The organism is Planctomycetota bacterium (assembly GCA_039182125.1).
Classification (GTDB): Bacteria; Planctomycetota; Phycisphaerae; order Tepidisphaerales; family Tepidisphaeraceae; genus JBCDCH01.
This window is the reverse complement of sequence record JBCDCH010000016.1, coordinates 32,122-55,566: the sequence shown is the minus strand read 5'-3', so window position 1 is coordinate 55,566 and position 23,445 is coordinate 32,122. Positions and strand designations below refer to the sequence as shown.

Sequence of the window (23,445 nt, the reverse complement as noted above, 5' to 3'; positions counted from 1 at the left end):
GTGTTCAAGCCGGTCGAGAAGGTCGGCGGGGTTCATCGGGCACCCCGCAGACGTTGAACGGTGAGCGTGCCGGCGAGGTCGTCGCGGATCAGCCGCGCGTGGCCCTGCCGCATGAGCAGCTCAGCCGCGGCGATGCACCGGGCCGGCTGCATTCGGCGAAACGTGATCGACTCGACTCCGGTCAGCAACTCGAGCAGGCGCAGCGCTTCGGCTTCGGTGTCGTCGTTCGGCGTTTTGGTTGGTACGATCATGGTGTTCGTGGTTCAGGCCCCGCGGTGATTGGCGTCCCGCGGGGCCTCTGGCTGCGCGGGCGGGGAAGGTCAAGGTGGTTCAGACGGGAATGCCGGGCTTGCCGATGCCGCCACCTGTGCCGGCCAGGCCCTCGCCGCCGGGCTCGTCAACCTCTTCGCCTTCGACGACACCATCCGGGTCCGCGTTGACATCCGCATCGTCGACGTCGATGACGTCGCCGGGTCGGTCGGGCAGCAGCCGGCGTTTGAGGTCGGCCACACCGCCGACGTCGCGGGTGGCAACTTCGATGTCGTGCAGCCGATCCTCGAGCTCCAGTGCGCGGAGCAGCTTGTCGTCGGCGGACAATGGCAGCGTTTTGCAGGCCCGGCGGATCGTGGTCTTCTTCCACATCTCCGCTTCGTGGTCGACCCACGGGCCTTTGCCCTTGGTCTTGCGCAGCGCGTCCCGTTTGATCTTGAGGATCTCCGACGCACGCATCACGTCGGCGCGGCGATGGCCGCCGTCGCGGAAGGTGACGATGGCGTAGGCGGCGACGAGCTCGGCTTTCTCGATGTCGAGCGTGAGGTCGGGGCGGTGGTTGGGCAGCTCGCCCGGCTGCCAGTCGAAGTCTTCACCGGCGTAGACGACGAACGCCTGGACGTCGCGGACAACGCCGGACTGCTCGGCGAGCTTGATGAGCCCGCGGTAGCCGGGAATGAGCTGGGCCTCTTGGCGGTTGCCGTTGTTGCGGTTGCGGAACGGCACCAAGTACGCCTCAGCGGCGACGCCCGACCCGACCATGAGCCCCAGTTCGGCGGCTTCGACGACGGCGTTGAACACGCTCACCATCGTCGACTGCGCGAGGTAGTCGTTGCGGAGCACGACGTTGGCCGCGGTGTTCATCACCCGTCGCGCATCGAGCCCGTCCGGCAGCACGTTCGTGAGCCGGGCCAAGGCGCTTTCGTTGTCGGCCAGCGATCGCAGCGCGGAGCCGCGGTTCTGGTTGGCCGACTGGTTCCAGTCGATCTTCGTGATGGCGGTGGTTTGTTCACTCATCTCCAATGTCCTTCCCAGCCTTCACGCGCAGCACGCGGTAGGCCGATTGCCGGCGGTACCGCGCGGCGGGTTCGGGGTGATCGCGCTCGATCGCTTTCGCATCGAGCGACTTGCGGGTCTGTTCCATGTACGTGACGCGGTGGCCGGCCGGGGTGTCGGCAGCCTCGCCGTCGTCGAGCGCGACGAGCAGCTCAGCCTTGATCCGGTCGAGGTCGGCGTTGGCCGACTTCACGCGGCGCTGGGCCTGCAGGTATGCGGCGACGGCCAGGTCGGGCATCTCAACGGTTTTGCCGGGCTCCCGGCGCATCCGCTTGGCCACATCGAGCGACGGTTCGAAGTTGTCGGGTGCGACGTCGGCCTGGACATGCTCACGCCAGAACCGAGCGGCTTCGGCGACGACGTACTCGGCCAGCTCATCGTCACGCTCCACGCGATACATGCGGAAGTCGAAGCCGATGCCGCTGGCGGCGAGCAGCACCGGCACGTAGGCCAGTTGAGCGCCGGCGACGCGGAGCTGATGTTGCACCTGCAGCTTGTAGTGGTCGGGAATCTCGTCGGTGCCGGCGTCGCCCCACTCGCTCGGCTTGGCCGACGTCTTCACCTCGACCAGCGCGTCACCGGTGATGCCATCGAGCGTCGCCGCGATGTGCGGGTGATCGGGGCAGGTGACGAACCGCTGGCGGTTGGTGATCGGCGTTCCGAGCTCGGCCTCGGCCCACGCCAGCACGGCGGGCTCGAGCAAGTTGCCGCGCGTGGTGGCAACGTTGCCGGTGTCGCGCGGCTCAAGCCGGCCGGATTTTTCGAGGTACACGTCGCCGGGCGATCGCCACGGGGACATGCCGAGCACGGCCGCGGTGTCGGAAGCGCCGATGAACGTCGTGCGGTCGGCGGGGTTGGCTGCGGTGGTGACTTTCATCGCACACCCCCGGTCCACGACGCGACGGCTTCGTCGACGTCGACCCGACGCCATCGCCGGCAGCGCGTGCCTGGTACTGCGATCGACGCCGGCAGCTTTCCGCTGGCGGCAAGCGACGCGACGGTCCGCGGGCTGACATCGAGATATTCCGCCAGCGTGTCGGCCGACATCGCGGCCGGCCAATCACGCACGGGCTTGGTCGGCGCGTCAGGCATGGACGGCCTCCCCCCGGCGCTCAGCCGCCTCGGCTTCCGCACGCTCACGGAGTGCGTCGCGGATTTTGGGCAGTTCGACGAGCTTGCGTCGTCCCGCCTGAACAAACGGAACCCGCCCGGCCTCAGCCTCAGCGGCGAGCCAACCGACCGGAACGCCAAGGAGCCGAGCGGCACGTTGAAGTGGACAGAATCTTTCTTCCGGCTGCATGCCGCGAACCTAGACGGTTTCAGCAGGCCGCCGCGGGACTTGTGGCACTTGTGGCATTTGCTCCCGTTTCCTCGCCATTTGTGGCATTTGCGTGGCAGATACTCAGGGAATCTGCTCGATTTTTCGGCGTGCGTGCGCGTCCAATGTGTCGAGTCGCACGCGAACTTTCTTCGACCGACTGTTGCCGCCGTCGTCGATGCCGCGCAAGCGAAGATCGGATGGAAGATCGCGGAACCGTTCCACGCCCCATGCTGCGCACACGTCGCCCTTCGAAACCCATCGTGACCATTCTCCTTCGGGTACTGCAGGTGTCGGCTTCGGCAGTTCGGTCGACGTCGCAGCGGGCGTGACAGACGGCCCCGCCAAACGCTCGGCATGTCGCCGAACGATGCTGAGCTCGAGCAGGGGAAACTCGTTGATCCATTGCCGGCTTGGCCCGTCCTCGGGCTTCTCGGGGTCACCGTGCCACGGTTGGCCGGCGGGGATAACGAAATCCGCCTCGTCACCCCAATCTTCGATCTCAACGACGGCCCACTCGCCGAGTCGATGCACCTCGGCAAGCCACTTCTCACAAGAGCGCAGCACTTCGGCTTCCCGGCCAACTTCGACCGCGAACAAAAGCTCCTCGCAAAGGACCGGGTAAACCTTCTCAATGCGTTTGGCTAGCGCAGCCGCCTCGGCCGCGGTGAGAAAATCGCTCATGCTGTCACCTCTGAAAGAAAGCCGGGCCGCCGCGGCGGGGACGGTGAGAGGTGGACACCATCACACCGCCGCTGGCGTACGTCCGCTGGCCGGCGGACTACCCGGACGAATCGTAACTCATGCTGCCAGGTCCGGCAGCACCCGCAACCCATCACGACGCGCAGGTGACGCGCGGGCCAGCGCGAGCCCGGCCACCGTGCCGAGCAACGGAACGCAAAGCCGGTCGTGGACCTGCTCCACCACGGCCGCGAGGATCTCACCGCGTTGCCCGGGGCCGAGCGATTCGGCGAGCGTGAGCGTCCGCCCCGTCCAGTCGATGCGAGCCGGCAGCGGGCCGACCACGTTCCCGTCGACGACGTCGAAGATTAGGCGGTGCACGCGGACGCGGCCGATGCCGTCGTGTTCCATCCGGTGGGTTCGCGGCGGCAAATCGAGCGCGGGCAACTCGCCAGACTCGAGCACGGCCACCGGCAACATCGACGGCATGTGCACGAACACGGTGTCGCCACGTCGCCAGCGCGGCGGCCGCGCCAGCTCATCATCGGCGGCGACGACGGCGGCCAGGTCCCGCATGCCCGCAATCGCCGGCGGTGCCATGACGAACATCACGCCACCTCGCGATCGTCGGCCACCACGTCACCGGCGGTCGGCGTGGTCGTGTCCGTCTGCCGATCGGGGAACCGCTCGGCAAGCTCGGCATCCATCGCCGCGGTTCGCGTGTTGAGCGCGAGGGTTTCGACGTGGTTGGCGATGTCGTGGCACTCCATGGCAGCCCTCGCGTCGTCGTGGTCGATGCGTTCGAGCCGACGCTGTAGCTGCTGGAACATTTCGAGGATGGCCGACGCTTCATCGGCCCGCCCCACCGGCGTGCTCAGGTCGTGCGGATCCTCGTCGACCCATTCATCGGCGGGTTCATCGCTCAGGTCGGCGGGCAGCGTCGGTGCCGGCGGCATCATCCGTTCGGGGATGCGGACCACGCCAATGGTGTTGAGCAGCACCACGTCATCGGGCCGGGCGGTACTGAACTTGCCGCGGCGGGCATCCTCGCCGTCGAAAGTGTCCCAGCGCGGTGCGAGCGTGAGCACAAGCCCGCCGTGGTCGATGTCGAAGTCGTGAACGTGGTAGACCGTGATGCGGTCGCCGCGATGCTCGATGGCGAGCAGTCGGTTGTGTCGACGCTGCAGCATGCCGTCGGCCTGGGCGAGTAAGGTCAGCTCGCCGGTTTCGGCGGGGATGGCCCCGTCGGCCTCGCCATCGGTCGGACCGTTGGCGTCGTAGATAACCCGGCAAATGAACGCGTCGCCGTCGGCGTGTTTCACCCGCATGATCCGGCCGATCTCGTCGACGACCAACGCACCGCGGCGGGGTCGTAGGTGGTCGCCACGCTCGACAGATTCGCGGGCGGTACGCATGTCGGTGGCCAGCTTCGCGTCAGCGGCCGGCGTGGGCTTCGTGGTGGCGTCGCTCATGCTTCACCTCGCACCGGCTGAAGGGAAACGAGCAGCTCGACACGCGTGATGTTGGCCAAGCGGACCCGGCGGAACACCGCGTCGGGCATGGACACCACGACGCGCACCACGCGGTCGGCGAGGTACTGGAAGATGCCGACGATGGACCGGTCGGCCCCGTGGTCGTTGAAGCTGACGCGGACGAACTGGCCGGGCAGCACGTCGGCCACGTCGACGGTGGCAAAGTTGCCACCGACTGGCCGAGGCATCGGATGTGAAAGATCGAGGAAGTCGAGCGCGAACGGTGCGGACGCACCTACGTCGGGGGCGATGGTGTTGCCATCGCTGGCGGAAGTCTGTATTGTGGCCACTGAACTGAACCTTTCTGGTTTTGCCCCGCATGGTGTTGTCGCACCGGCGGGGCATTTTTCATGCGCCGCCACGGGACGGGTTGAGGGGTGAGCCGACGGCACCGCCAGCGTCGCGGCGGACGCTAACACGATTGTGTTGATTGTCAACACGATCGTATTGAAAATGCTGGCGGTGCGTGCAATGATGGCTGCGATGACGACGATGCCAGCGGTGCCAGTCGACCGCGACAAAATCCGGCAGCTCCGCGAAGACCTTGGTCTCACACAAGCCGAAGCCGCAAAGCGTGCCGGGTTCCACGGCCATCAACAGTGGTACGCCGTGGAGTCAGGCAAGCGGTCAGACCCGTCCGTTTCGACGATACAGCGTATCGCCGCGGCCCTTGGCGTCACGATTGACGAGCTCGTCACGCCGCTCGACGGCGACGAGTGGAAGGACGCCTGAACCACGGCCGACCCTCAGGCGTTGGGGGCGGTGGCGGAACGGGCCGGGAACCGACCAGCCTACCGGCCCGACCGAAACGCCGTCGGCACCTTCACCGGGCCGGCGGCGTTGCCCTTCCGCGGCCGGACACATGTGTCCGGTATTTCGGCCGGTGGTGAAATCGGTTGCCCATGGGCAACACTTTTCGGTTGTCGGTGAAATCTGTCTCCCATTGGAGACACTTTTCAGTTGCTGCCGAAATCTCTCCACCATGGTGGACGTCACCGTCGTTGTGGACCGGGGGACCAAATGGTCCCCTCTCGACCGGACCCATGGGTCCGCGAGGGGGACCCCGGGGTCCTATTTTTACTGCCGGCTGAAGAACATGACCAAATGGTCATCCCCGCCGTGCGATGTCGCGCACGGCCAAACCGATCCCGCCGACGGTCGCGAAGAACAACGCTCCGGCCAGCAGTGACACCGACATCATGCCGAACGTCCACAACGCCGCCTCGGCCGCGGCCTGAGCGAACGGGTCCATCGGGCCGGCGTTGACCGTTGGTGCTGGCGATGCACTGGCCATCGCCTGGAGCAGCCGGAACACCGCCCACGCGAAGCCGAGCAGCAGCAGGCCAGCGCAGCCGAGCAGGCCGTAGGACGCGCCCATGAGCACCGGGTAGCCCGCAGCCGATCGTCGTGGCGTCGTGCGTGACGAATACCCCACCGCCGCCGGCGTGACCGACGACGTCGCCAAGTCCGCCAACGGGTCAGACTCGACCGGCTCCACACTCGACACCATGAGCCCCCGCTTGGCCGCCTTCGCGCCGGCCGACTCGGCCGAACTCGCTTCGACGATCCACGCTTTGTCTTCGCCGGTGTTGCGGTCGGCCCCGTAGACGTTGAACTGTCCCATGGCCGCAAGCCTACCGAAGACGCAGGCGCGACGGACGGCCGATCGGCTTCGACGACAACCGACACCCCTGCGTGGTCCAGTCGTAGATCGAGCTCGGTCGCGGGGCTTGAGACGATTAACCCGTCGAAAAGTGCCGCACCCCGTGGTTGAAAGCAACCATCGACTGGAACCCTAGATTGCAACGTCCGCGAGCAATGTGGATTCGGGTCCGTGGCCCGAGACGGGCTTAGCAGGTTGCCCTGTAACAGCCTCGACGTGTCGATTTTTCCGCTGCAGGGTTTTGGCTTTGCCGTGGATCGACAGAATCGCAGACACCGCTACTACCAACGCCGCAGCTTCGACCGTGGTAAGAAACACGAGCACCGAAAAAGCAATCCGACGCACGAGCTCGTCGTGTGCGGCTACTGCGGTGAACGTTTCCAGCAACGCGTGCAACGGCTCGCCGACCATCGCCACGATGACAGTGGCCACCGAAACAAGCACAGGAAGTATCAGCAGCCCCACGCGTCGAACCTGCCGGTCATCATCACCCGACCGATTCGCCAACGACGCGAGTGCAGCCGGATAAAGGACGGCGAACCAAATTCCCGCCACCGCTAGAACGAATCCAGCGATCGTTACTAGCCCGCCGAAGAGTGAGCGGATCGTATCGCCCGGGACTTTATCGCCTCGCCAAAACCCAAGCGCTCCAAAGATGACCCCCGCGGCCACAACGACAAAGACCGTTCCGCCAAACGGGATTTTTCGCTCAGTCGATGGCATGATGCACACTCAGATCTTGCTTGACGCGGTTGGTGATCGTTTTACGGAGCGTCTTCATGGTACGCAAAATCGACTCCGCTGCGGGGACATTGTTTTTGTCTCTGACAATGTCCAACTTCCGTGATTCACGTGTCGATGCGTGGTCAATCCACACGGGCTTGTCGACGCCTTCGATCTCAAAACCAAATCCGGATGGCCCGGCCGACTCAGAGCCTGAAAGCATCTCGTCCAAGTCCTCCTGCGACGGGACGACGGGAATTTTGGCCTCAACCCTGACACTGCTCGGCGTGTAGTCTTGGAAGTCGAGGTCCACACGACTCAGCAGCCGCTCAATCAATCCTCGGTCATCCACTACCGAAGACACCAACTGCTCTCGGATCAACACACGCTTGATCTTCGCTCGATTGTCCTGGACCGTCTTGATCTTGCCAGGAAGCACGACGGGCTTCGATACGAACGATGGCTGAACCGCCGGGGTTTCGTCTTCGTCACTTGCTCCCAACTCCCTCCAGGTGACGCTTTCTACCGACTCTTGCCCGTCTTCGTCTACATGCGTTTGTTTGACGCGGTAAGGCGAGACATTCCGCAGGAAACCGGTTAGCCATCGAATAAGGTTCTGATGCCCGTTCGGGAACTCATCGAGTTGAACGGTGACGAGCGACGACGACGCAGGGTCCAACCAAAAGTGTGTGGGATAGCCGGGTAGGTCGTTCTTCTTAGGGGCCGAAGTTCGAGCCTTGCGAGCGGACGGCGTGCCCGCCGCGTCCGCAAACATCACCCCGCCCGCACTTTTCGGCGTCCGGTTCCACAATGTAATCGCCCAGGTTCCCGTCGAAGCGTCTCGTCTCATCTCCCATGCGTAGACGCCGAGCCACGACTTCTTCGCGTCTTCCGTGAAGGTGCAGGTGTCGCCCAGTTGCAACTTGCCATCAATCGCCCACGATCGGGCTTCTGTCAGGACTTCGTCTAGTTCGCCGAACTCTGGCGACTTGGCCCCGCGTCGGTAGAAACCGCATCGGTGAATTCGGTACGTCTGAATCGTTGCTTGCTCTGTCGGCATGTCGATGTGTCCCCGTTGAACGCGACCCCAAGTAGCGAAGACCCTACTGGACATCAAAACGGACATCAAAACGGACATCAACCCCGTGCGAAACTATGCAGCCCCGTGCAGCCCGATGCATTTTGGCGGCTCGGCCCGGAAACACATAAACCCCCGCGGTTGCGGGGGCTTATGCAGCTTTATGCAGTGCTATGCGCTTCGGTGCAGGTTAGGCAAAAGTAGTGGAGCCACGGGGAGTCGAACCCCGATTTGTTGAATGCGATTCAACCGTCATCCCATTAGACCATGGCCCCGGCGGGGAGAGGCATGCTAGGTGGGATCAGCATCGGGTCAAGACGACGCTTCATCCGTTCGGCGGCAATCGTGGGCATGACCAAGATGTGTCATTCGCACCTGCTAGAGGCCGCATTATGTGGTACCAGACACATTGGCGAGGGGTTTCCGTGCGTCATGTTGTACGCGAGCCCCACAAAGGCATGCCCCCACGCATAAGCTTGCTTCATGCACGATACGAGCAGTTCAGTGTCTGCGGTCCAACGCGCTTCCGACCGATCTTCGACCCCTGACAACAACCCGATCCCTGACGCGGACGTCGAAACCATCGTCCGCCTGTTCAAAGTCCTGGGCGACCGAACCCGGCTGGGTATTCTCCTGATCCTCGCCAAAGGTGAACGCAACGTCGGGGCCCTTTGCGAAGAGCTTTCGCTGCCACAGCCGACCGTCAGCCACCACCTCGGGCTGATGCGGATCAACCGGCTGATCGACAACCGCCGCGACGGTAAGCAAGTGTTTTACACGCTTGCCGAGGAAGTGTCGGCCCTCAAGAACGGCGTGGTCCGCATCGGCGTGGGCAGCCGGTCGGTCGACCTCAACCTCGCCGGCTAAACGCCCCCACCGCACCGGCTACTTGGTAACCTTCTTGCTGTCCTTCTTGGACTCGAGCGCTTCGGCGAGATCGGCGATGGTCGTGTCCTTGAGGTAGCGGATGATGTTCTCGCGCAGCGGCTTGAACGAGTCGTGCTGCGGACACGGTTGCTTGTCGTTGCACCGCTCGAAGCTCCCGACCGCACAGCGGCGGTAGGTGTCGGTGCCGTCGATGACGTCGACGATGTCGAGCAGCGTGATCTTCTCCGGTGCCCTGTTGAGCCGAAATCCGCCGCCGCGGCCCTTGGTGCTTTTCACAAGGCCGGCCTTGGCGACGCCGTGGAGGATTTTGCTGACGAACGGGGGTGACAGTTCCGAACCCTCACAAATCTCGTTGACGCCCACGTTGCCCTTCCCCTCGGGCTGCAACTCGGCGATTCGGCAAACGGCATGGATGGCGTAGCCACAGGTGGAGGAGTAAATAACAGACATTCGGATGCGATATTACGCCACACATTGAGCCAACGCAACGTTAAGTCCCGCCGAGCAACTGCGGCATGAACACCCCGCCCACGACGCTACGAGCCTGGAAGCCGGCCTGCTGACCGGTGTGGCACCAGTAGAAATCCGTCATCGGGTTGTGCGTCGGGGCATGACGAAGCCAGTGGTAGATCGGCCGCATGAGCCGATCGAAGAGATCACGGTCCGGCAGCGCCATCGCGGCGACCCAAACCTCCCAGTCGAGCTTCGTGTAGGGTCGGCGACTGTCGAGCGGCGTGCCGAACGGCAACGCCATGTCCACGTAGTGCTCCAGCTCCCGTCGGACGATCGCGTCGGGAACGAGTTCGAGGCCGAAGTACTTCTGCCACGCGAGATTGTACTTAAGCGACCAGCTGCCCACCGCGTCGTAAGCGAGGCGTAGCCAATTGCCGTCGTCGGCCATCGCCAAGGCGCGGTCGGCCATCGACTTTGCAACGTCGTTGCGTCCCCACGCACCCAGCGCGACGATCGCCTTGAACGCGAGATTGACGTTGCGCGGCATATGGCCGGCGAAGTCGTCGGTACAAAGCTGCAGTTCCGGGTCGAGCCCGTTGGCTTCGAGGTAATCGGCCCATTGATTCAGTAGCGCGTCGTGCCCGGCAAGAAGCTCGGCGGCGGCGCCCTTCTTCCGCAGTGCCGCAGCGAGGATCAACAGGTTCGCGCACTCCTCGACGGGCATCTGATCTTCGATGCCCGATGGTCCGCCGGCGTAGAACTGACCGTTGGCCTTCGGGTAGCGCCCGACGTCGTGGGGCGCGAAGTCGTGGGGCCAGGCATCGCTGGCGGCGTAGTCGAGCACCGGACGGATCTGGGCTTCGAGCAGCTCGGGGTTGAAGTGCAGGAAGAACGGCGAGCCCGGATAGGTCACATCGACCGTACCCATGCTCCCGTTGGAGTAGTTCTCCTTGCTGAACATGAGCAGATTGCCGTTGGTGTCGCGCACGGTGCCGTGGGCGGCGAGGCACTGGCGGTATGCGAGGTTGCACAACAGCGCGAACTCATCACCGCCGATCGCGCGGGCCTCGGAGTCGACACGCTCGTCCACCTCGGCCGCACCGTCACGCGTGACACGCGAAAGGATCGTCGCCGGCGTGTCGTCGTCAGACCGCCCCACCGGTCGCAGGTGCCGGCCCATGTACTCGGCGGCGAACTCCTCGTCGTACGCCACGATCGCCTCGACCGAGACCGATTCGCCACCGACATCGAGATGCCGCTCGGCAGCGAGGCTGCTGCCCAACGCGTCGCGTCCGGCGACGCCGCCGGTCAGCTTGGCGTCCTTGGGCCAGTGGTTGATCGTGGGCCATTCGTTGGCCGCGACGACGGCGGTCGCCTCGCGCATCGCGAAGATCAGCGAACCCCAGTCGATCCGCAGGTCGTCGCCGTCCTTGGCCAGGATCGGCTGTTCGACATGCCGGGCGGTGACGAACGGCAGCGCATCGGTCGCGTGGCTTTCGTCGAGGGCCACGTGCTCCTCGCCACTGTTGACCGCCAGCAACGGCGAGATGACGACCAGCACTTCCACTCGGCGCGGCTGGCCGTCCCGGCAACGCACCTTGCACTCGATCACCGACGCCGCCCGGCCGAGCGAATCGATGTCGTTCGGAATCAACGGGCTGCAGAACGTCAGCTCCACCGCCAACGGACCGGCGTCGCAAACGAAGGTCGTCGCCGTTGCGCTGACCCTGGTCTGGCCAATCTCGACGGGCACACCGTTGAAGGGCATCGAACCCACGATGCGGTACGTCTGGCCATCGACGCGGACGCACACCGACACCGGGTGTGGACGACCGGTCCAATGTACCGTCGGCTCCGCGTGTGGCAGCTCGGCGAAGCTCCACACCGAGAAGTACGGATTGTGTGCGATCAACGGCGTCGCGGGCGCGAAGGGACGAGACATCCCCGCAAGGTATCACGGTTTGAGCAAATCGGAGTACAGCCCCGGGCCGTCGTCGATAATCACCGCGCCGACCGTCTTGGCGTAGAAGTCCGCCGGCCCGACACCGCCGATGATCGCGTAGACGTATCCCACTTCGCGCATCGCGTGCAGGGCGGCGATGAGCAGCGCTTTACCGACGCCCCGACCGCGTTGTGACTCGCTCACGCCGGTGGGACCGAAGAAACCTCGGGCGGTGCAGTCGTATGCGGCGAAGCCGACGATCTCGGCCGTCTTCGCACCGGGCGTGCCGCCGATCGTGGCGATGAAAACGCTCGGCGGGAAGTGTCCGAAGCCGGTATCAAATTCGTCGGCCCACCCGCCGCCGAACGCGTTGACGAACCGGGCCACCGCTGACCGCTCATACGCTCGTGGCCGACGGATGGTCACGCCATCAATCACCGGGACCGGCGGGAGTTCGAGCAGTTTCACGAGCATGTCCGGCATGATCGCCAGCATACCGCAACGCCCCGCTATGCCACGTCGAAACGGTCGAGCATCATCACCTTGTTCCACGCGGCGACAAAGTCACGCACGAACTTCTCACCCGCATCGTCGCAGGCGTACACCTCGGACAACGCACGCAACTGGGAGTTGGACCCGAAAACCAGATCGACGCGGGTGGCTATCCACTTGGCCCCGCCATCTGCCCGATCGCGGCCTTCGAACGTCTGGCCATTGTCGGACGACGCCCAGACGGTGTCGATGTCGACGAGATTGCGGAAGAAGTCGTTGGTGAGCGTGCCCGGCTTGTCGGTGAGGACGCCGTGGTTGCTGCCGTCGGTGTTGGCACCGAGAACACGCATACCGCCGACGAGCACGGTCATCTCCGGCGCGGTGAGCGTGAGGAGTTGGGCACGGTCGATGAGAAGTTCCTCGGCCGGCCGGGTCGAGCCGTTGTTGTGGTGCGGGGCGTAGTAGTTGCGGAAGCCGTCGGCCTTCGGCTCGAGCACGGCCACCGATTCCACGTCGGTCTGATCGGCCGTCGCGTCGCCTCGACCGGGGGTGAATGGGACGGTGATGTCGTGGCCGGCCTTGCGTGCCGCCTCCTCGATCGCCGCGCAGCCGCCGAGCAAAATCACGTCCGCCAACGACACCGGTGCATCAAAATCGGCACGAACTTTCTCGAGCACGTCGAGCGTCTGATCCAGTTCGGTCGGGTTGTTCACCGCCCAGAACTTCATGGGCGCGAGCCGGAGGCGTGCGCCATTGGCCCCGCCTCGCTTGTCGGAGCCGCGGAAGGTCGCCGCCGACGCCCACGCGGTCTTGACCAGTGTGCCGATCGAAAGGCCGGAGTCGAGTAGCTTCCTTTTCAACTCGGCGACCTGCGCGTCGTTGATCAGCGGATGATCGGTCGCGGGGATCGGATCCTGCCAAAGCTCCGGCTCGGCCGGCCGCATCGAACCAAGCCCGCACTCGTAGGGACCCATGTCCCGGTGCGTGAGCTTGTACCACGCCCGCGCGAACACCTTGCCGAACTCGTCGGGGTTGGCGTGGAACCGCCGCGAGATCGTCTCGTACGCCGGATCGACGCGGAGGGCCATGTCGGCGGTGGTCATCATGGGCCGGTGCGTCACGGACGGGTCGTGCGCGTCCGGCACGGTCTGCGACGCGGGGTCTTTGGGCTGCCACTGGTGTGCCCCTGCCGGGCTTTTGGTCAGCTCCCACTCGTAGCCGAAGAGCGTGTCGAAGTAGCTGTTGTCCCAAGTGGTCGGCGTCGGGGTCCAGGCGCCTTCGATGCCTGAGGTGATCGTGTGAACACCGTGGCCGGCACCGAGCGTGTTCTTCCAGCCCAGGCCCATCTCTTCGATCGGCGCGCCCTCGGGCTCACGGCCCACATGTTTCTCGACATCGCCGGCACCGTGAGCTTTGCCGAACGTGTGGCCGCCGGCAACGAGCGCGACGGTCTCCTCGTCGTTCATCGCCATGCGAGCAAAGGTCTCACGGATGTCACGGGCCGAGCCGAGCGGGTCGGGGTTGCCGTTGGGGCCTTCGGGGTTGACGTAGATCAGGCCCATTTGCACCGCTGCGAGCGGGTTGTCGAGTTCACGGTCGCCCTTGTAGCGCTCGTCGCCGAGCCAGGTGGTTTCCGGGCCCCAGTAGATGTCTTCCTCGGGTTCCCAAATGTCCTCGCGTCCGCCGGCAAAGCCGAACGACTCGAGCCCCATCGACCGAAGCGCCGCATCGCCGGCAAAGATCATCAGGTCGGCCCATGAAAGCGACTTGCCATACTTCTGCTTGAGCGGCCAGAGCAGCCGACGGGCCTTGTCGAGGTTACCGTTGTCGGGCCAGCTGTTGAGCGGCGCGAACCGCTGCGTGCCCGACGTCGCCCCGCCGCGGCCGTCGGCCACGCGGTAGGTCCCCGCGCTATGCCATGCCATGCGAATGAAGAACGGCCCATAGTGTCCGTAGTCGGCCGGCCACCAATCCTGACTCGTCGTCATCAGCGCGACCATCTCGTCGTACAGCACATCGAGGTCGATCTTCTCGAACTCGGTCGCGTAGTCGAACTCCGGGCCCATCGGATCGACCGCGGGTGAGTTCTGATTCAGCATCTTCAGGTTGAGCTGATTCGGCCACCATTGACGGTTGGAGAAGCTGCCGGCGGACATTGGCTTGGCCGCGCCGTGCATCACGGGACAACGCTGAACGGCATCGGACATCTCGGCGACTTTGGTGTCAGACATGATCGGGGTTCCTTGGTGCGAATCTCCAGATATCATACCGTTACCCACCTGCCTTCGCGATGCGTTGGTGATATCGTTTGGACACAGCCGATGCTTACACCGCATCGCCATTCATTATGGAAATTCACCAACTGCGCTACTTTCTCGCCGTCGCCGAGCGTGGCGGCATGCGCGAAGCCGCCCGGTCGGCCCACGTCACGCAACCCAGCCTGAGCAAGCAGATCAAAAAGCTCGAGAATGAGTTGGGCCAACGGCTCTTCGAGCGATCAAGCCTCGGGGCCGTGCTCACGCCCGCCGGCGAAGCGCTGCTGCCCAGGGCCCGGGCCATCCTGGCCGACGTCGATACGGTCGCGGACTCGGTGCGTTGCGAGGTCGGCCAGCGACCGCTCTCACTGGCCGCCGGCGCGATCCCGACCATGGCCCCGTTGCTGCCCAAGCTCGTGCGCGGCACCCGCGGTCGGTTCCGGCAACTGCCCATCCGCCTCCACGAAAATCTCACGCAGCACCTCGTGGCCGACGTCGCCGGTGGCACGCTCGACTTCGCCATCCTCAGCACACCCGTCCGGCACGACCGGCTGGAGATCGAGGTCATCGGCAACGAGCCGCTTCTGGTCGCGCTGCCCGCCGGACACCGCCTGGCTAAGCGAAAGCACGTGACGCTGCACCAACTCAAGAACGAGCCGGCCGTCGTGCTCGACGACGTGCATTGCCTCGGCCAGCAAATCTCCGACTACTGCACCAACCGCGACATCGGCTCGCATGTCATCTGCCGCAGCACGCAGATCTCCACGGTTATCGGCTTGGTTCGGCTCGGCTTCGGTCATGCGTTGGTGCCGGACATGTGTGCCGAGGGCGACGGTGTTCGCTTCGTTGAGATCGCCCGCGACAAGCCCCGCCGTGAGATCGCGCTCGCTTGGCCCAAGACGCGTCCCCGCTCGGCCGAAGCAACGTTCGCCGCCGATGTCCTGCGGCGTCTGTTCCAGTAAACGTACGTCGGCAAAACGTCGAGGCCCAGTTACACTTCATGACATGGCGTTGCTCAACTGGTTCGGTCGTGACACCTCCGCACCGTCCGACCGCATCCACGCCATCGGCCGCGAGTTGCTCGAACGAGCCCGCGCTCACGAATCATCCTTTCTTTCGGGCAAGTTCTGGAACGACAAGCTGATGGCCTGGTCGATGAAGGACCCGGCGTTCAAGACCCAGCTCTTCCGTTTCGTCGACGTCTTCCCCAACCTACGTAACAAGGACGCGGTGCATCGGCACCTGACCGATTATCTGAGCCAGCCGGGCGTAAAGCTGCCGCCGGGGCTCGGGCTTGGCATGGCGGCCGGCGGACTCGCGCAGGGCACGTTCGTCAAGACGGTCACCGGTCGGATCGAGCAGATGGCGTCGACGTTCATCGCCGGCACCGACGCGGCCGACGCGCTACCGAAACTCCGCAAGCTCTGGGATCGCAAGCTCGCGTTCAGCGTCGACCTGCTCGGCGAGGCGTGCATCTCCGATGCCGAAGCCGACGTGTATCAGCAACGTTACCTCGACCTGATCGAAGGCTTGCCCAGCGCGGTCGGCGATTGGCCCGATCAGCCGCTGCTCGAACGCGATCACCTCGGCACGATCCCGCGGGTCAATGTCAGCGTCAAGGCGTCGAGCCTCGTCGCAAAGCTCGACCCGATCGACTTCGACGGCTGCATCGACCGGTGCATGGAGCGGCTGGTTCCCGTGCTCGAATCGGCGAGCCGGCGTGGGGTGTTCGTCAACTTCGACATGGAGAGCCACGCGACCAAGGACCTGACGATCGCCCTGTTTCAACGATGCTGCGAGGCGGTCGACTTCGAGGCCGGCATCGCGCTGCAGGCCTATCTGCGCAGCGGTGACGATGACGCGGCGAAGCTCATCGACTGGACCAAGAGGATCGGCCGACAAATCACCGTGCGTCTGGTCAAGGGCGCATACTGGGACTACGAAACGATCCACGCCCAACAGATGGGTTGGCCGATCCCGGTGTGGTCGGAGAAGCCGGACACCGACGCGTGCTTTGAGCGGATGAGTGTCGCCTTGCTCGACGCAACACCGCGCGGCAGTGAGGGCGGAATCAGGCTCGCGCTCGGCAGCCACAACGTCCGCTCCATCGCGGCGGCGCTAGCCAAACTCGAAACAGTCGACCTGCCGAGCGAGGCGATCGAGTTGCAGATGCTCCACGGCATGGCCGACAGCCTGAAAGCCGCCGCCGTCGAGCGCGGCTTGCGGGTGAGAGAGTATGTCCCGGTCGGCGAACTGATCCCCGGCATGGCATATCTGGTTCGACGGCTGTTGGAGAACACGAGCAACGAGAGTTGGCTTCTCGCGAGCAACGCGAAAGGCGCCGATATCGACGCCCTGCTCGCCGCACCGGAAGCCTCGCGGTCCGGCAAGACGCCCGAGCAAGTCGGTTTCACCAACGAGCCGCCCCGTGACTTCGCCGACGAGCGACAACGCGAGGCTTTCGCTCAAGCCGCCAACCGGACAGACTCCCCAAGTCCGCCGACGAACGTTCGCGAGGTCGACGAGATCGTCGGCACCGCCGCCCGATCCTCCGCCGATTGGCGCGAGTGTCCCGTGGCGGAGCGGGCAAAGTGCCTCCACGAAGCAGCTGCGACGATGCGTCAGCGCCGCGACCAACTCGCCGCCGCGATCATCGCCGAGAATCACAAGGGTTGGCACGACGCCGACGCGGAAGTCTGCGAGGCGATCGACTTCTGCGAATTCTACGCGGCGGAAGCCACCGCCCTGTTCAAGCGAGAGCGCCTACCGAGCTTCACCGGGGAGATCAACGAGCTGACCCACGAGCCGCGCGGCTTCGTCGCCGTCATCAGCCCGTGGAACTTTCCGCTCGCGATCACCTGCGGCATGACGGTGGCCGCGCTGGTCACCGGCAACACGGTCATCGTCAAACCCGCCGAGCAAACACCATGCATCGCGGCGGTGATGTGCGAGCTGCTTTGGGAGGCGGGTGTGCCGCGTGACGTGTTGCACCTTGCCCCCGGCGCTGGCGAAACCGTGGGTGCCGCCCTCGCCCGACACCCACGGGTGGACATGGTCGCGTTCACCGGCAGTGCCGAGGTCGGCCGCGACATCCTCCGCGCCGCCGTCGAGCACCCGCCGGCCGGTGCGCTGGCCCGTCACGTCGTCTGCGAGACCGGCGGGAAGAACGCGCTGATCGTCGACGCCTCGGCCGATCTCGACGAAGCCGTTGTCGGCGTCCGCGATTCGGCGTTCGGCTTTCAGGGGCAAAAGTGCAGCGCGTGCAGCCGGGCGATCGTCGTGGGGGATGCGTACGAGCCATTCCTCGAACGGCTCATCGAATCAACCCGGTCACTCATCGTCGGCGACCCACGTGATCCCGGCACCGACGTAGGCCCGATGATCGACACCGACGCCGCCGCCAAGGCACGGCGCTACATCAACCTCGGCCGTGATCACTGCGCGCTTGCCATCGACACCGATGGTGACAACGTCGTCGGCCCACACATCTTCACCGACCTTCCCGCCGATCATCCGATCCTCACCGACGAGATATTCGGTCCGGTGCTCGCGGTGATCCGTGTCGACGACTTCGACCACGCCTTGCGACTCGCGTTGGACGTGCCCTATCGCCTCACCGGCGGCGTGTTCAGCCGAACGCCCGAGCATCTCACCGTCGCCGCCGAGCGCTTCGCCGTCGGCAATCTCTATCTCAATCGCGGCATCACCGGCGCACTCGTCGCCCGCCAACCTTTCGGCGGCTTCGGCAGCAGCGGGCTCGGCACCAAGGCCGGTGGCCGCGATTATCTCAAGCAGTTCGTCGTGCCGCGCGTCACGACCGAAAACGCCATGCGTCGCGGGTTCGCGCCGGACTGATCGGGCCATACGCTCCGCACCGTGAACACCAACGCATCCGAGCCCGCGATTCACGCAACCCGCGACGATGGCAAAGCGTTTCCGCGACTGACCGACGATCAGGTCGCCCGCGCCGCCAGGTTCGGCGAGGTCGAAACGCTCCCGAGCGGCACCGTCATCTTCCAGCGTGGCGAAACGAAGGTCGACTTCTTCATCGTGCTACGCGGCCGGGTCGAGATCTACGACGATGGCGTCTGCGATGAAGACGGCACGCCGACGGTGATCCACGTGCATCGCGAGCACGGTTTCACCGGCGAACTCGACCTGTTCAGCGGTCGCAAGATTCTCGTGAGCGGCCGGCTCGCGACCGACGACGGCCAACCGGGCCAAGTGCTACGCGTGCCACGGCAGGTGTTCGCCCGGCTCATGTCCGCCGAGCCCGACGTGGGCGACGTGGTGCTGCGGGCGTTCATCCTGCGTCGGCTAGGCCTGATCGACAACGCACAGGGCGGCGTGTTGCTCATCGGATTACGCGGTGCCGGCGAAACGCTGCGGCTCGAGCGTTTTCTTCGCCGTAACGGCTATCCGCTACGCGTCCTCCACATCGATGACGCGGACACCAAGGCCGAGGCCAACGAGGTGCTGGCCGAGCGCGACATGACCGACGCGGCGTTGCCGGTCCTCGTCTGCTCCGAGACGCACACCCTCTCGCGTCCGAGCATCGCGCAGGTCGGCGAATGCCTCGGCCTGACCGAATCGCCCGAGCCGGGGTTGACGTACGACGTCGCGGTTGTCGGCGCGGGTCCGGCCGGACTGGCCGCGTCGGTGTACGCCGCGAGCGAAGGTTTGCGAACGCTCGTGATTGAGGGTGAAGCACCCGGCGGGCAGGCGGGAACGAGCAGCCGGATCGAGAACTACCTCGGCTTTCCCACCGGCGTGAGCGGGTGGGAACTGGCCGCGCGTGCGGAACACCAAGCCCAGAAGTTCGGCGCGACGCTGCTCGTCCCGCGGCGGGCCGAGCGCTTGGAACGATCCGACGCCGGCGGCTACCTGTTGCACCTCGACCGAGGGGCACCGGTCCGGGCACGCACCATCGTCATCGCTTGCGGGGCACGCTGGCGGACACTGGATCTGCAAGACTACGAGAAGTTCGAGAACAACGGCATTCACTACGCGGCGACCGCCATCGAGGCCGACGCGTGTCGTGACAAGAAGGTCGTCGTGATCGGCGGCGGCAACTCCGCCGGCCAAGCCGCCGTGTTCCTGTCGGGACGGGCGAGCTGCGTTCACATGCTCGTCCGCCGCGAGGGACTCGCCGCGTCCATGAGTGACTACCTCGTCCAGCGCATCGAAGCATCCGACAAAATCAACCTGCTTTGCAACACGCGGGTCACCGGGCTCGAGGGCGACGACCGGCTCGAACGCATCACCTGGCAAACCGGCGACGACACACCAACCACCCACGACATCCAACACCTCTTTCCGATGATCGGGGCCATGCCCAACAGCGACTGGCTCGACGGCGTCATCGAGCGGGACGACCGCGGCTTCATCAAGACCGGCTCGGCCATCACATCACCCACCGGTAACCGGCCGCCACACGCACTCGAAACAAGCCTGCCCGGCGTGTTCGCCGTCGGAGACATCCGCGACGCCTCCGTTAAGCGGGTTGCGTCCGCCGTTGGTGAAGGATCGGTTTGCATCCAGGACGTCCACAACGTCTTGGCCGAACAAGCGACGCACCGGTAAGAACCCGGCGTTACCATCGGCGGCTGCTCATGGAGACGCACGACCGGCCGCACATCGTTTTGATCGTTCTCGAGGACTCGGGCCTGCTGCTCGGATGCAGCGGCGATCCGGTCGCGCGGACGCCCAACCTCGACGCACTCGCGGCACGAGGCTGTCGTTGGATGAACCTGTTCTCCACCGCCCCCGTCTGCGCACCGGCGCGGTCGTCGCTGATCACCGGGCGATATCCGCAGCGCGTCGGAACGCACCACATGCGCTCGACGCTGCGGAAATCCCCGCCGTTGTTCACGCAGCGCTTGCGTGAGGCCGGGTACTTCGTCTCATGGCCGACCAAGACCGACTTCAATCTCGACCCTGCCACCGCTGACGGTGTGGCTTGGCGTGACGACGACCAACGCTGGGAACAGCGTCTTGCCACGGGCACGCTCAACGACCGGCCGACGTTTCTGTATATCAACTTCAACGGCACGCACGAGAGCGGGATGTGGTCGATGCCGGGGCCGGACGATCGGCCGGGACCGGCGGGTTGGACGGGAGACGGCCGGCCGCTCGTGCCCGACCCGCGCGACGTACCGGTGCCGCCGTACCTGCCCGACACGCCGGAGGTTCGTACCGACATCGCTCGCCACTACCGCAATCTCGAGTACGTCGACGCACAGGTCGGCGGCGTGCTCGAAGCTTTGGAAGCCAGCGGGCGGGCTGACTCGACGTGCGTGATGGTCATCGCCGATCACGGCCGAGGTCTTGCGCGGGAAAAGCGATGGTGCTACCCGGCGGGCCTGCGTGTCCCGATGATCACCGCCGGGCCCGGCATCGAAGCCGGCACGATTCGACACAAGCCGGTGTCCATGGTCGACATCCCCGCGACGATTCTCGACCTCGCGGGTGCCGGACCGATGGGCGACGGGCGCTCGGTGTTCGCCGGAGAGCCACGGACGTTGGCCTTCTTCGGACGTGACCGGATGGACGAGGCGTACGACTGCGTGCGCGGCTGCACCGACGGCCGTTGGTTCTACCTCCGCAACGACTTCCCCGACATCGCTCGTGGACAGCGCAACCAATACATGGAGTACATGGCCACGACGCAGGTCATGCGCCGCATGCTCGCCGAGGGGGCACTCGAGTCGCCGGCGGATGTGTGGTTCAGGCTGCGGACGGCCGAGGAGTTGTACGACCTCGACGCCGACCCGCACGCGGTCCGCAATCTCGCCGACGACCCGGCCCACACGGCCAAGCTCGCCGAGCTGTCAGCGGCGGTCGAAGGCTGGCGCGACGATACCGGCGACCTGGGCCGAGTCCCCGAGCGCGAGCTCGTCAGACGCGGCCTCGTCGACGACCGCCTGACCGAGTACGCCGAGAAGCTCGCTGCCCTGCCACCGGATAGACAACCGCCCGGACGCTGCGGGTTGATCGAACGACCCACGACCTAAACGCAAAAACCCCCGCGTTGTCGCGGGGGTCTTCATCGTCGCTTTCGCAGCGAGGCCGACGGGGATCGAACCCGCAACCTCCGGATCGACAGTCCGGTGCTCTAACCAATTGAGCTACGGCCCCTTTGACGGGGTCGTGACGTTATACCTGCTTGGCAATGAGTCAAGAACGCCGACCGATCTGCCGGCGAGAAATTTTCAGCCATCAGTTTCGCGCTAGCGCCACGAAGCAAAAGCCCGCGATCAGCAACGCCAAACCGATCGCCAAACACACCAACGCACACCCGCCCGAGACCAACCCCGCCGCCAGCGAACCGCCAACCGTTCGTCCTTCCGTCCGCGAACGCGCCCACAAAACCCCAACCACGGCGAGCGCCACCGGGACACTCACGATCAGTATCAAGGCAAACTCACTACCCATGTTGGCCGCACCGACCATCCATCGGCCCAGCACCACAAACCCGATCACGCTCGCGACCAAGCCACCGAAAAAGATGACGTTCGCCATCCAAGGATTGATCCCTAAATACCCCCGTCGCGGCGACGAATAGTCCGGCGTCAATGGCAAAATCGGCCCGATATCATTCGGGTCCGGCTCGACATCAATCGGCTCCACCCGCGTCGGCTCGTTGTCCTTTTCCGTCATCGCAGCACCGCCAGCGAGCGTGGATTTTCACCCCGTCGCTCCCCGCGCAGCTCGGCCAACCGCTGGGCCGCCCGGTCGCGGTACAGGAGGTTGAAGGTATCGAACGGGATGATCTTGCCGTCGGGCTGGGCGATGTGGACGCAGGTTTTCTTGACGCTGCGGATGTCCATGTCGTGGGCGTCCATGAACTTCATGATGATGACGCGGAAGACGTTTTCGTAGCCGATGTCGCCGGGAACGGCCGCGAGGGGCAGGCAGCAGAGCAATTGCTTGAGCGACGTCGCGCTGCCGGTCGGGCTCGCGGCGGTGGAGAAGAGTTTGAGCAGTTCGTCACGCAAACGCGGGTTCTTCTCGTAGATAATGGTCGAGCCTTCGTCCTGCAGAAGCGTTTGCGGGTCGATGAGGCCGGTCAGGGGTGTGACGCAACCGCCGACTTTGAGCGCATACGCCATCGCCAAACAGTCCGGGTGGCACGGCACCGGGATCACGTCATTCGGCTCGAACACGTCGGTCTGTTCAAGGATGCCGGTGCGGACATCCGCGAGGGTGAGGCGGTCTTTCGCATGGTCGAACTGCTCGGTCCGCCCGGCGTCCTGCACGGGTTGGAAACTCACGCCGCGCACGCATGGCTGTTGTAGCGCGAAGTCGATCGTCTTGCCGATCTCGTCGTCGTTGAGCCCACGCTTGAGTGTCGAGACAAGCGTTGTCGACACACCGGCGTCGTTGAGATTTTCCAAGGCGCGCATGCGTACATCGGCCAGATCCTGCCCGCGTAGCTCCCGCAACGCGTCGGGCTTGAACGAGTCCCACTGCAGGTAGATCTCGAAGCCCGGCATGTATTCGGCGAGGCGCTTGGCGAAGTCGGGTTTGCTCGCGATGAGCACGCCGTTGGAATTGACCATCAGGTGCTTGATGGGCCTGGCCTTCGCCGCATCGAGGATGTCCCAGAACCGCGGGTGGATCGTCGGCTCGCCGCCGCTGATTTGCACCACGTCCGGCTCACCCTCGTTCCGCACCACCGCATCCAGCATCCCCTCGATCACCTCAAGGCTCCGATGCGACTCGACCCGCTCCGGCCCGCTGTCGGCGTAGCAAATCGGACAACGCAGGTTGCACCCGTCGGTCACCTCGATCAGCGTCAGGCACGAGTGTTGTTCGTGATCCGGGCACAGGCCGCAGTCGTACGGACAGCCGTACTTGATCGGCGTGTTGAACTTCAACGGCATCTGCCCCGCCTTGATCGTCTGCCGCGACCGCTTCCAGTACTCGGCATCCGACGAGATCAACACCTTCTCAAACCCGTGTGTCGGACAACGCTTGTGCATGTAGATCCGCCCGTCCTGCTCCACCACCTTCGCCTCGACCCGAGTGAGGCACGTCGAGCAGAGCGCGATGGTGAGGTCGTGGAAGAGATACGGACGATCGGGCATGGCGG

Annotated in this window: 24 protein-coding genes and 2 tRNA genes; 6 read left to right on the top strand and 20 right to left on the bottom strand. The window is 65.0% G+C overall.

The features are described 5' to 3' along the window. Positions 1-32 precede the first annotated feature (32 nt). The 9 genes from AAGD32_06185 to AAGD32_06145 form a co-directional block, all read right to left on the bottom strand. Positions 33-251, bottom strand: a complete 219-nt coding sequence (locus tag AAGD32_06185) for a hypothetical protein (protein ID MEM8873832.1) — start codon at positions 249-251, stop codon at positions 33-35. A gap of 79 nt (positions 252-330) precedes the next feature. Next, positions 331-1,287 carry a recombinase RecT gene (locus AAGD32_06180; protein MEM8873831.1) on the bottom strand — a complete coding sequence of 319 codons (957 nt, stop codon included), beginning with the start codon at positions 1,285-1,287 and terminating at the stop codon, positions 331-333. Continuing rightward, positions 1,280-2,203 carry a YqaJ viral recombinase family protein gene (locus AAGD32_06175; protein MEM8873830.1) on the bottom strand — a complete coding sequence of 308 codons (924 nt, stop codon included), beginning with the start codon at positions 2,201-2,203 and terminating at the stop codon, positions 1,280-1,282. Before AAGD32_06175 ends, AAGD32_06180 begins: the two co-directional genes overlap by 8 nt. Further along, on the bottom strand, positions 2,200-2,418 hold the full coding sequence (locus tag AAGD32_06170) for a helix-turn-helix domain-containing protein (GenBank protein ID MEM8873829.1): 219 nt from the start codon (positions 2,416-2,418) through the stop codon (positions 2,200-2,202). The genes AAGD32_06175 and AAGD32_06170 overlap by 4 nt, the downstream gene beginning before the upstream one ends. Further along, on the bottom strand, positions 2,411-2,626 hold the full coding sequence (locus AAGD32_06165; GenBank protein MEM8873828.1) for a hypothetical protein: 216 nt from the start codon (positions 2,624-2,626) through the stop codon (positions 2,411-2,413). The genes AAGD32_06170 and AAGD32_06165 overlap by 8 nt, the downstream gene beginning before the upstream one ends. 102 nt (positions 2,627-2,728) lie before the next feature. Then, positions 2,729-3,328, bottom strand: coding sequence for a hypothetical protein (locus AAGD32_06160; GenBank protein MEM8873827.1), 600 nt, complete (start codon positions 3,326-3,328; stop codon positions 2,729-2,731). A gap of 117 nt (positions 3,329-3,445) precedes the next feature. Continuing rightward, on the bottom strand, positions 3,446-3,901 hold the full coding sequence (locus tag AAGD32_06155) for a hypothetical protein (protein ID MEM8873826.1): 456 nt from the start codon (positions 3,899-3,901) through the stop codon (positions 3,446-3,448). A gap of 32 nt (positions 3,902-3,933) precedes the next feature. Further along, positions 3,934-4,797 carry a hypothetical protein gene (locus AAGD32_06150; protein ID MEM8873825.1) on the bottom strand — a complete coding sequence of 288 codons (864 nt, stop codon included), beginning with the start codon at positions 4,795-4,797 and terminating at the stop codon, positions 3,934-3,936. Beyond that, positions 4,794-5,147 (bottom strand): hypothetical protein, encoded by a 354-nt coding sequence (locus AAGD32_06145; protein ID MEM8873824.1) that lies wholly within the window; start codon positions 5,145-5,147, stop codon positions 4,794-4,796. The genes AAGD32_06150 and AAGD32_06145 overlap by 4 nt, the downstream gene beginning before the upstream one ends. Before the next feature lie 133 nt (positions 5,148-5,280). On the opposite strand from AAGD32_06145, the gene AAGD32_06140 reads away from it, so the two are divergent. Continuing rightward, positions 5,281-5,589 carry a helix-turn-helix transcriptional regulator gene (locus AAGD32_06140; protein ID MEM8873823.1) on the top strand — a complete coding sequence of 103 codons (309 nt, stop codon included), beginning with the start codon at positions 5,281-5,283 and terminating at the stop codon, positions 5,587-5,589. A gap of 376 nt (positions 5,590-5,965) precedes the next feature. On the opposite strand, the gene AAGD32_06135 is transcribed toward AAGD32_06140, so the two are convergent. From AAGD32_06135 to AAGD32_06120, 4 genes are all read right to left on the bottom strand, one after another. After that, positions 5,966-6,481, bottom strand: coding sequence for a hypothetical protein (locus tag AAGD32_06135; GenBank protein MEM8873822.1), 516 nt, complete (start codon positions 6,479-6,481; stop codon positions 5,966-5,968). Positions 6,482-6,652: 171 nt separating this feature from the next. Then, positions 6,653-7,243, bottom strand: a complete 591-nt coding sequence (locus AAGD32_06130; GenBank protein MEM8873821.1) for a hypothetical protein — start codon at positions 7,241-7,243, stop codon at positions 6,653-6,655. Continuing rightward, a complete protein-coding gene (locus tag AAGD32_06125) occupies positions 7,230-8,303 on the bottom strand; it encodes a hypothetical protein (GenBank protein ID MEM8873820.1) in 1,074 nt (357 codons plus the stop codon). The genes AAGD32_06130 and AAGD32_06125 overlap by 14 nt, the downstream gene beginning before the upstream one ends. 222 nt (positions 8,304-8,525) lie before the next feature. Then, positions 8,526-8,596, bottom strand: a tRNA-Ala gene (locus AAGD32_06120). A gap of 208 nt (positions 8,597-8,804) precedes the next feature. Between AAGD32_06120 and AAGD32_06115 the strand changes: the two genes are divergently transcribed. Next, positions 8,805-9,188, top strand: coding sequence for a metalloregulator ArsR/SmtB family transcription factor (locus AAGD32_06115; protein ID MEM8873819.1), 384 nt, complete (start codon positions 8,805-8,807; stop codon positions 9,186-9,188). Positions 9,189-9,206: 18 nt separating this feature from the next. Here the strand turns inward: AAGD32_06115 and AAGD32_06110 are convergent, their stop codons facing one another. Genes AAGD32_06110 through katG form a run of 4 tightly spaced genes read right to left on the bottom strand, consistent with a single transcriptional unit; the run spans position 9,207 to position 14,303 of the window. After that, positions 9,207-9,659 carry an Rrf2 family transcriptional regulator gene (locus AAGD32_06110; GenBank protein ID MEM8873818.1) on the bottom strand — a complete coding sequence of 151 codons (453 nt, stop codon included), beginning with the start codon at positions 9,657-9,659 and terminating at the stop codon, positions 9,207-9,209. A gap of 40 nt (positions 9,660-9,699) precedes the next feature. After that, a complete protein-coding gene (locus AAGD32_06105) occupies positions 9,700-11,604 on the bottom strand; it encodes a DUF4965 domain-containing protein (protein ID MEM8873817.1) in 1,905 nt (634 codons plus the stop codon). 12 nt (positions 11,605-11,616) lie between these two features. Continuing rightward, positions 11,617-12,087 (bottom strand): GNAT family N-acetyltransferase, encoded by a 471-nt coding sequence (locus AAGD32_06100; protein ID MEM8873816.1) that lies wholly within the window; start codon positions 12,085-12,087, stop codon positions 11,617-11,619. Positions 12,088-12,113: 26 nt separating this feature from the next. After that, positions 12,114-14,303 carry a catalase/peroxidase HPI gene (katG, locus tag AAGD32_06095; GenBank protein ID MEM8873815.1) on the bottom strand — a complete coding sequence of 730 codons (2,190 nt, stop codon included), beginning with the start codon at positions 14,301-14,303 and terminating at the stop codon, positions 12,114-12,116. A gap of 140 nt (positions 14,304-14,443) precedes the next feature. Here katG and AAGD32_06090 point away from each other — a divergent pair, with 140 nt between their 5' ends. From AAGD32_06090 to AAGD32_06075, 4 genes are read left to right on the top strand one after another with little or no spacing between them, the layout of a single operon-like run. Further along, the gene (locus AAGD32_06090) at positions 14,444-15,313 is read left to right on the top strand and encodes a LysR substrate-binding domain-containing protein (protein ID MEM8873814.1); all 870 of its coding nucleotides are present in this window, start codon (positions 14,444-14,446) and stop codon (positions 15,311-15,313) included. 43 nt (positions 15,314-15,356) lie between these two features. Next, complete coding sequence (locus AAGD32_06085) at positions 15,357-18,206, top strand: proline dehydrogenase family protein (GenBank protein MEM8873813.1); 2,850 nt, start codon at positions 15,357-15,359, stop codon at positions 18,204-18,206. A gap of 21 nt (positions 18,207-18,227) precedes the next feature. Next, the gene (locus AAGD32_06080; protein MEM8873812.1) at positions 18,228-19,934 is read left to right on the top strand and encodes an FAD-dependent oxidoreductase; all 1,707 of its coding nucleotides are present in this window, start codon (positions 18,228-18,230) and stop codon (positions 19,932-19,934) included. Positions 19,935-19,963: 29 nt separating this feature from the next. Next, positions 19,964-21,364, top strand: a complete 1,401-nt coding sequence (locus tag AAGD32_06075) for a sulfatase (protein MEM8873811.1) — start codon at positions 19,964-19,966, stop codon at positions 21,362-21,364. 50 nt (positions 21,365-21,414) lie between these two features. Here the strand turns inward: AAGD32_06075 and AAGD32_06070 are convergent. The 3 genes from AAGD32_06070 to AAGD32_06060 form a co-directional block, all read right to left on the bottom strand. Then, positions 21,415-21,488: transfer RNA gene (locus AAGD32_06070), tRNA-Asp, on the bottom strand. A gap of 81 nt (positions 21,489-21,569) precedes the next feature. Further along, entirely contained in the window at positions 21,570-22,010 is a 441-nt protein-coding gene (locus tag AAGD32_06065) for a hypothetical protein (protein MEM8873810.1), read from the bottom strand. Then, positions 22,007-23,440 (bottom strand): radical SAM protein, encoded by a 1,434-nt coding sequence (locus AAGD32_06060; protein ID MEM8873809.1) that lies wholly within the window; start codon positions 23,438-23,440, stop codon positions 22,007-22,009. Before AAGD32_06060 ends, AAGD32_06065 begins: the two co-directional genes overlap by 4 nt. Positions 23,441-23,445 lie beyond the last annotated feature (5 nt).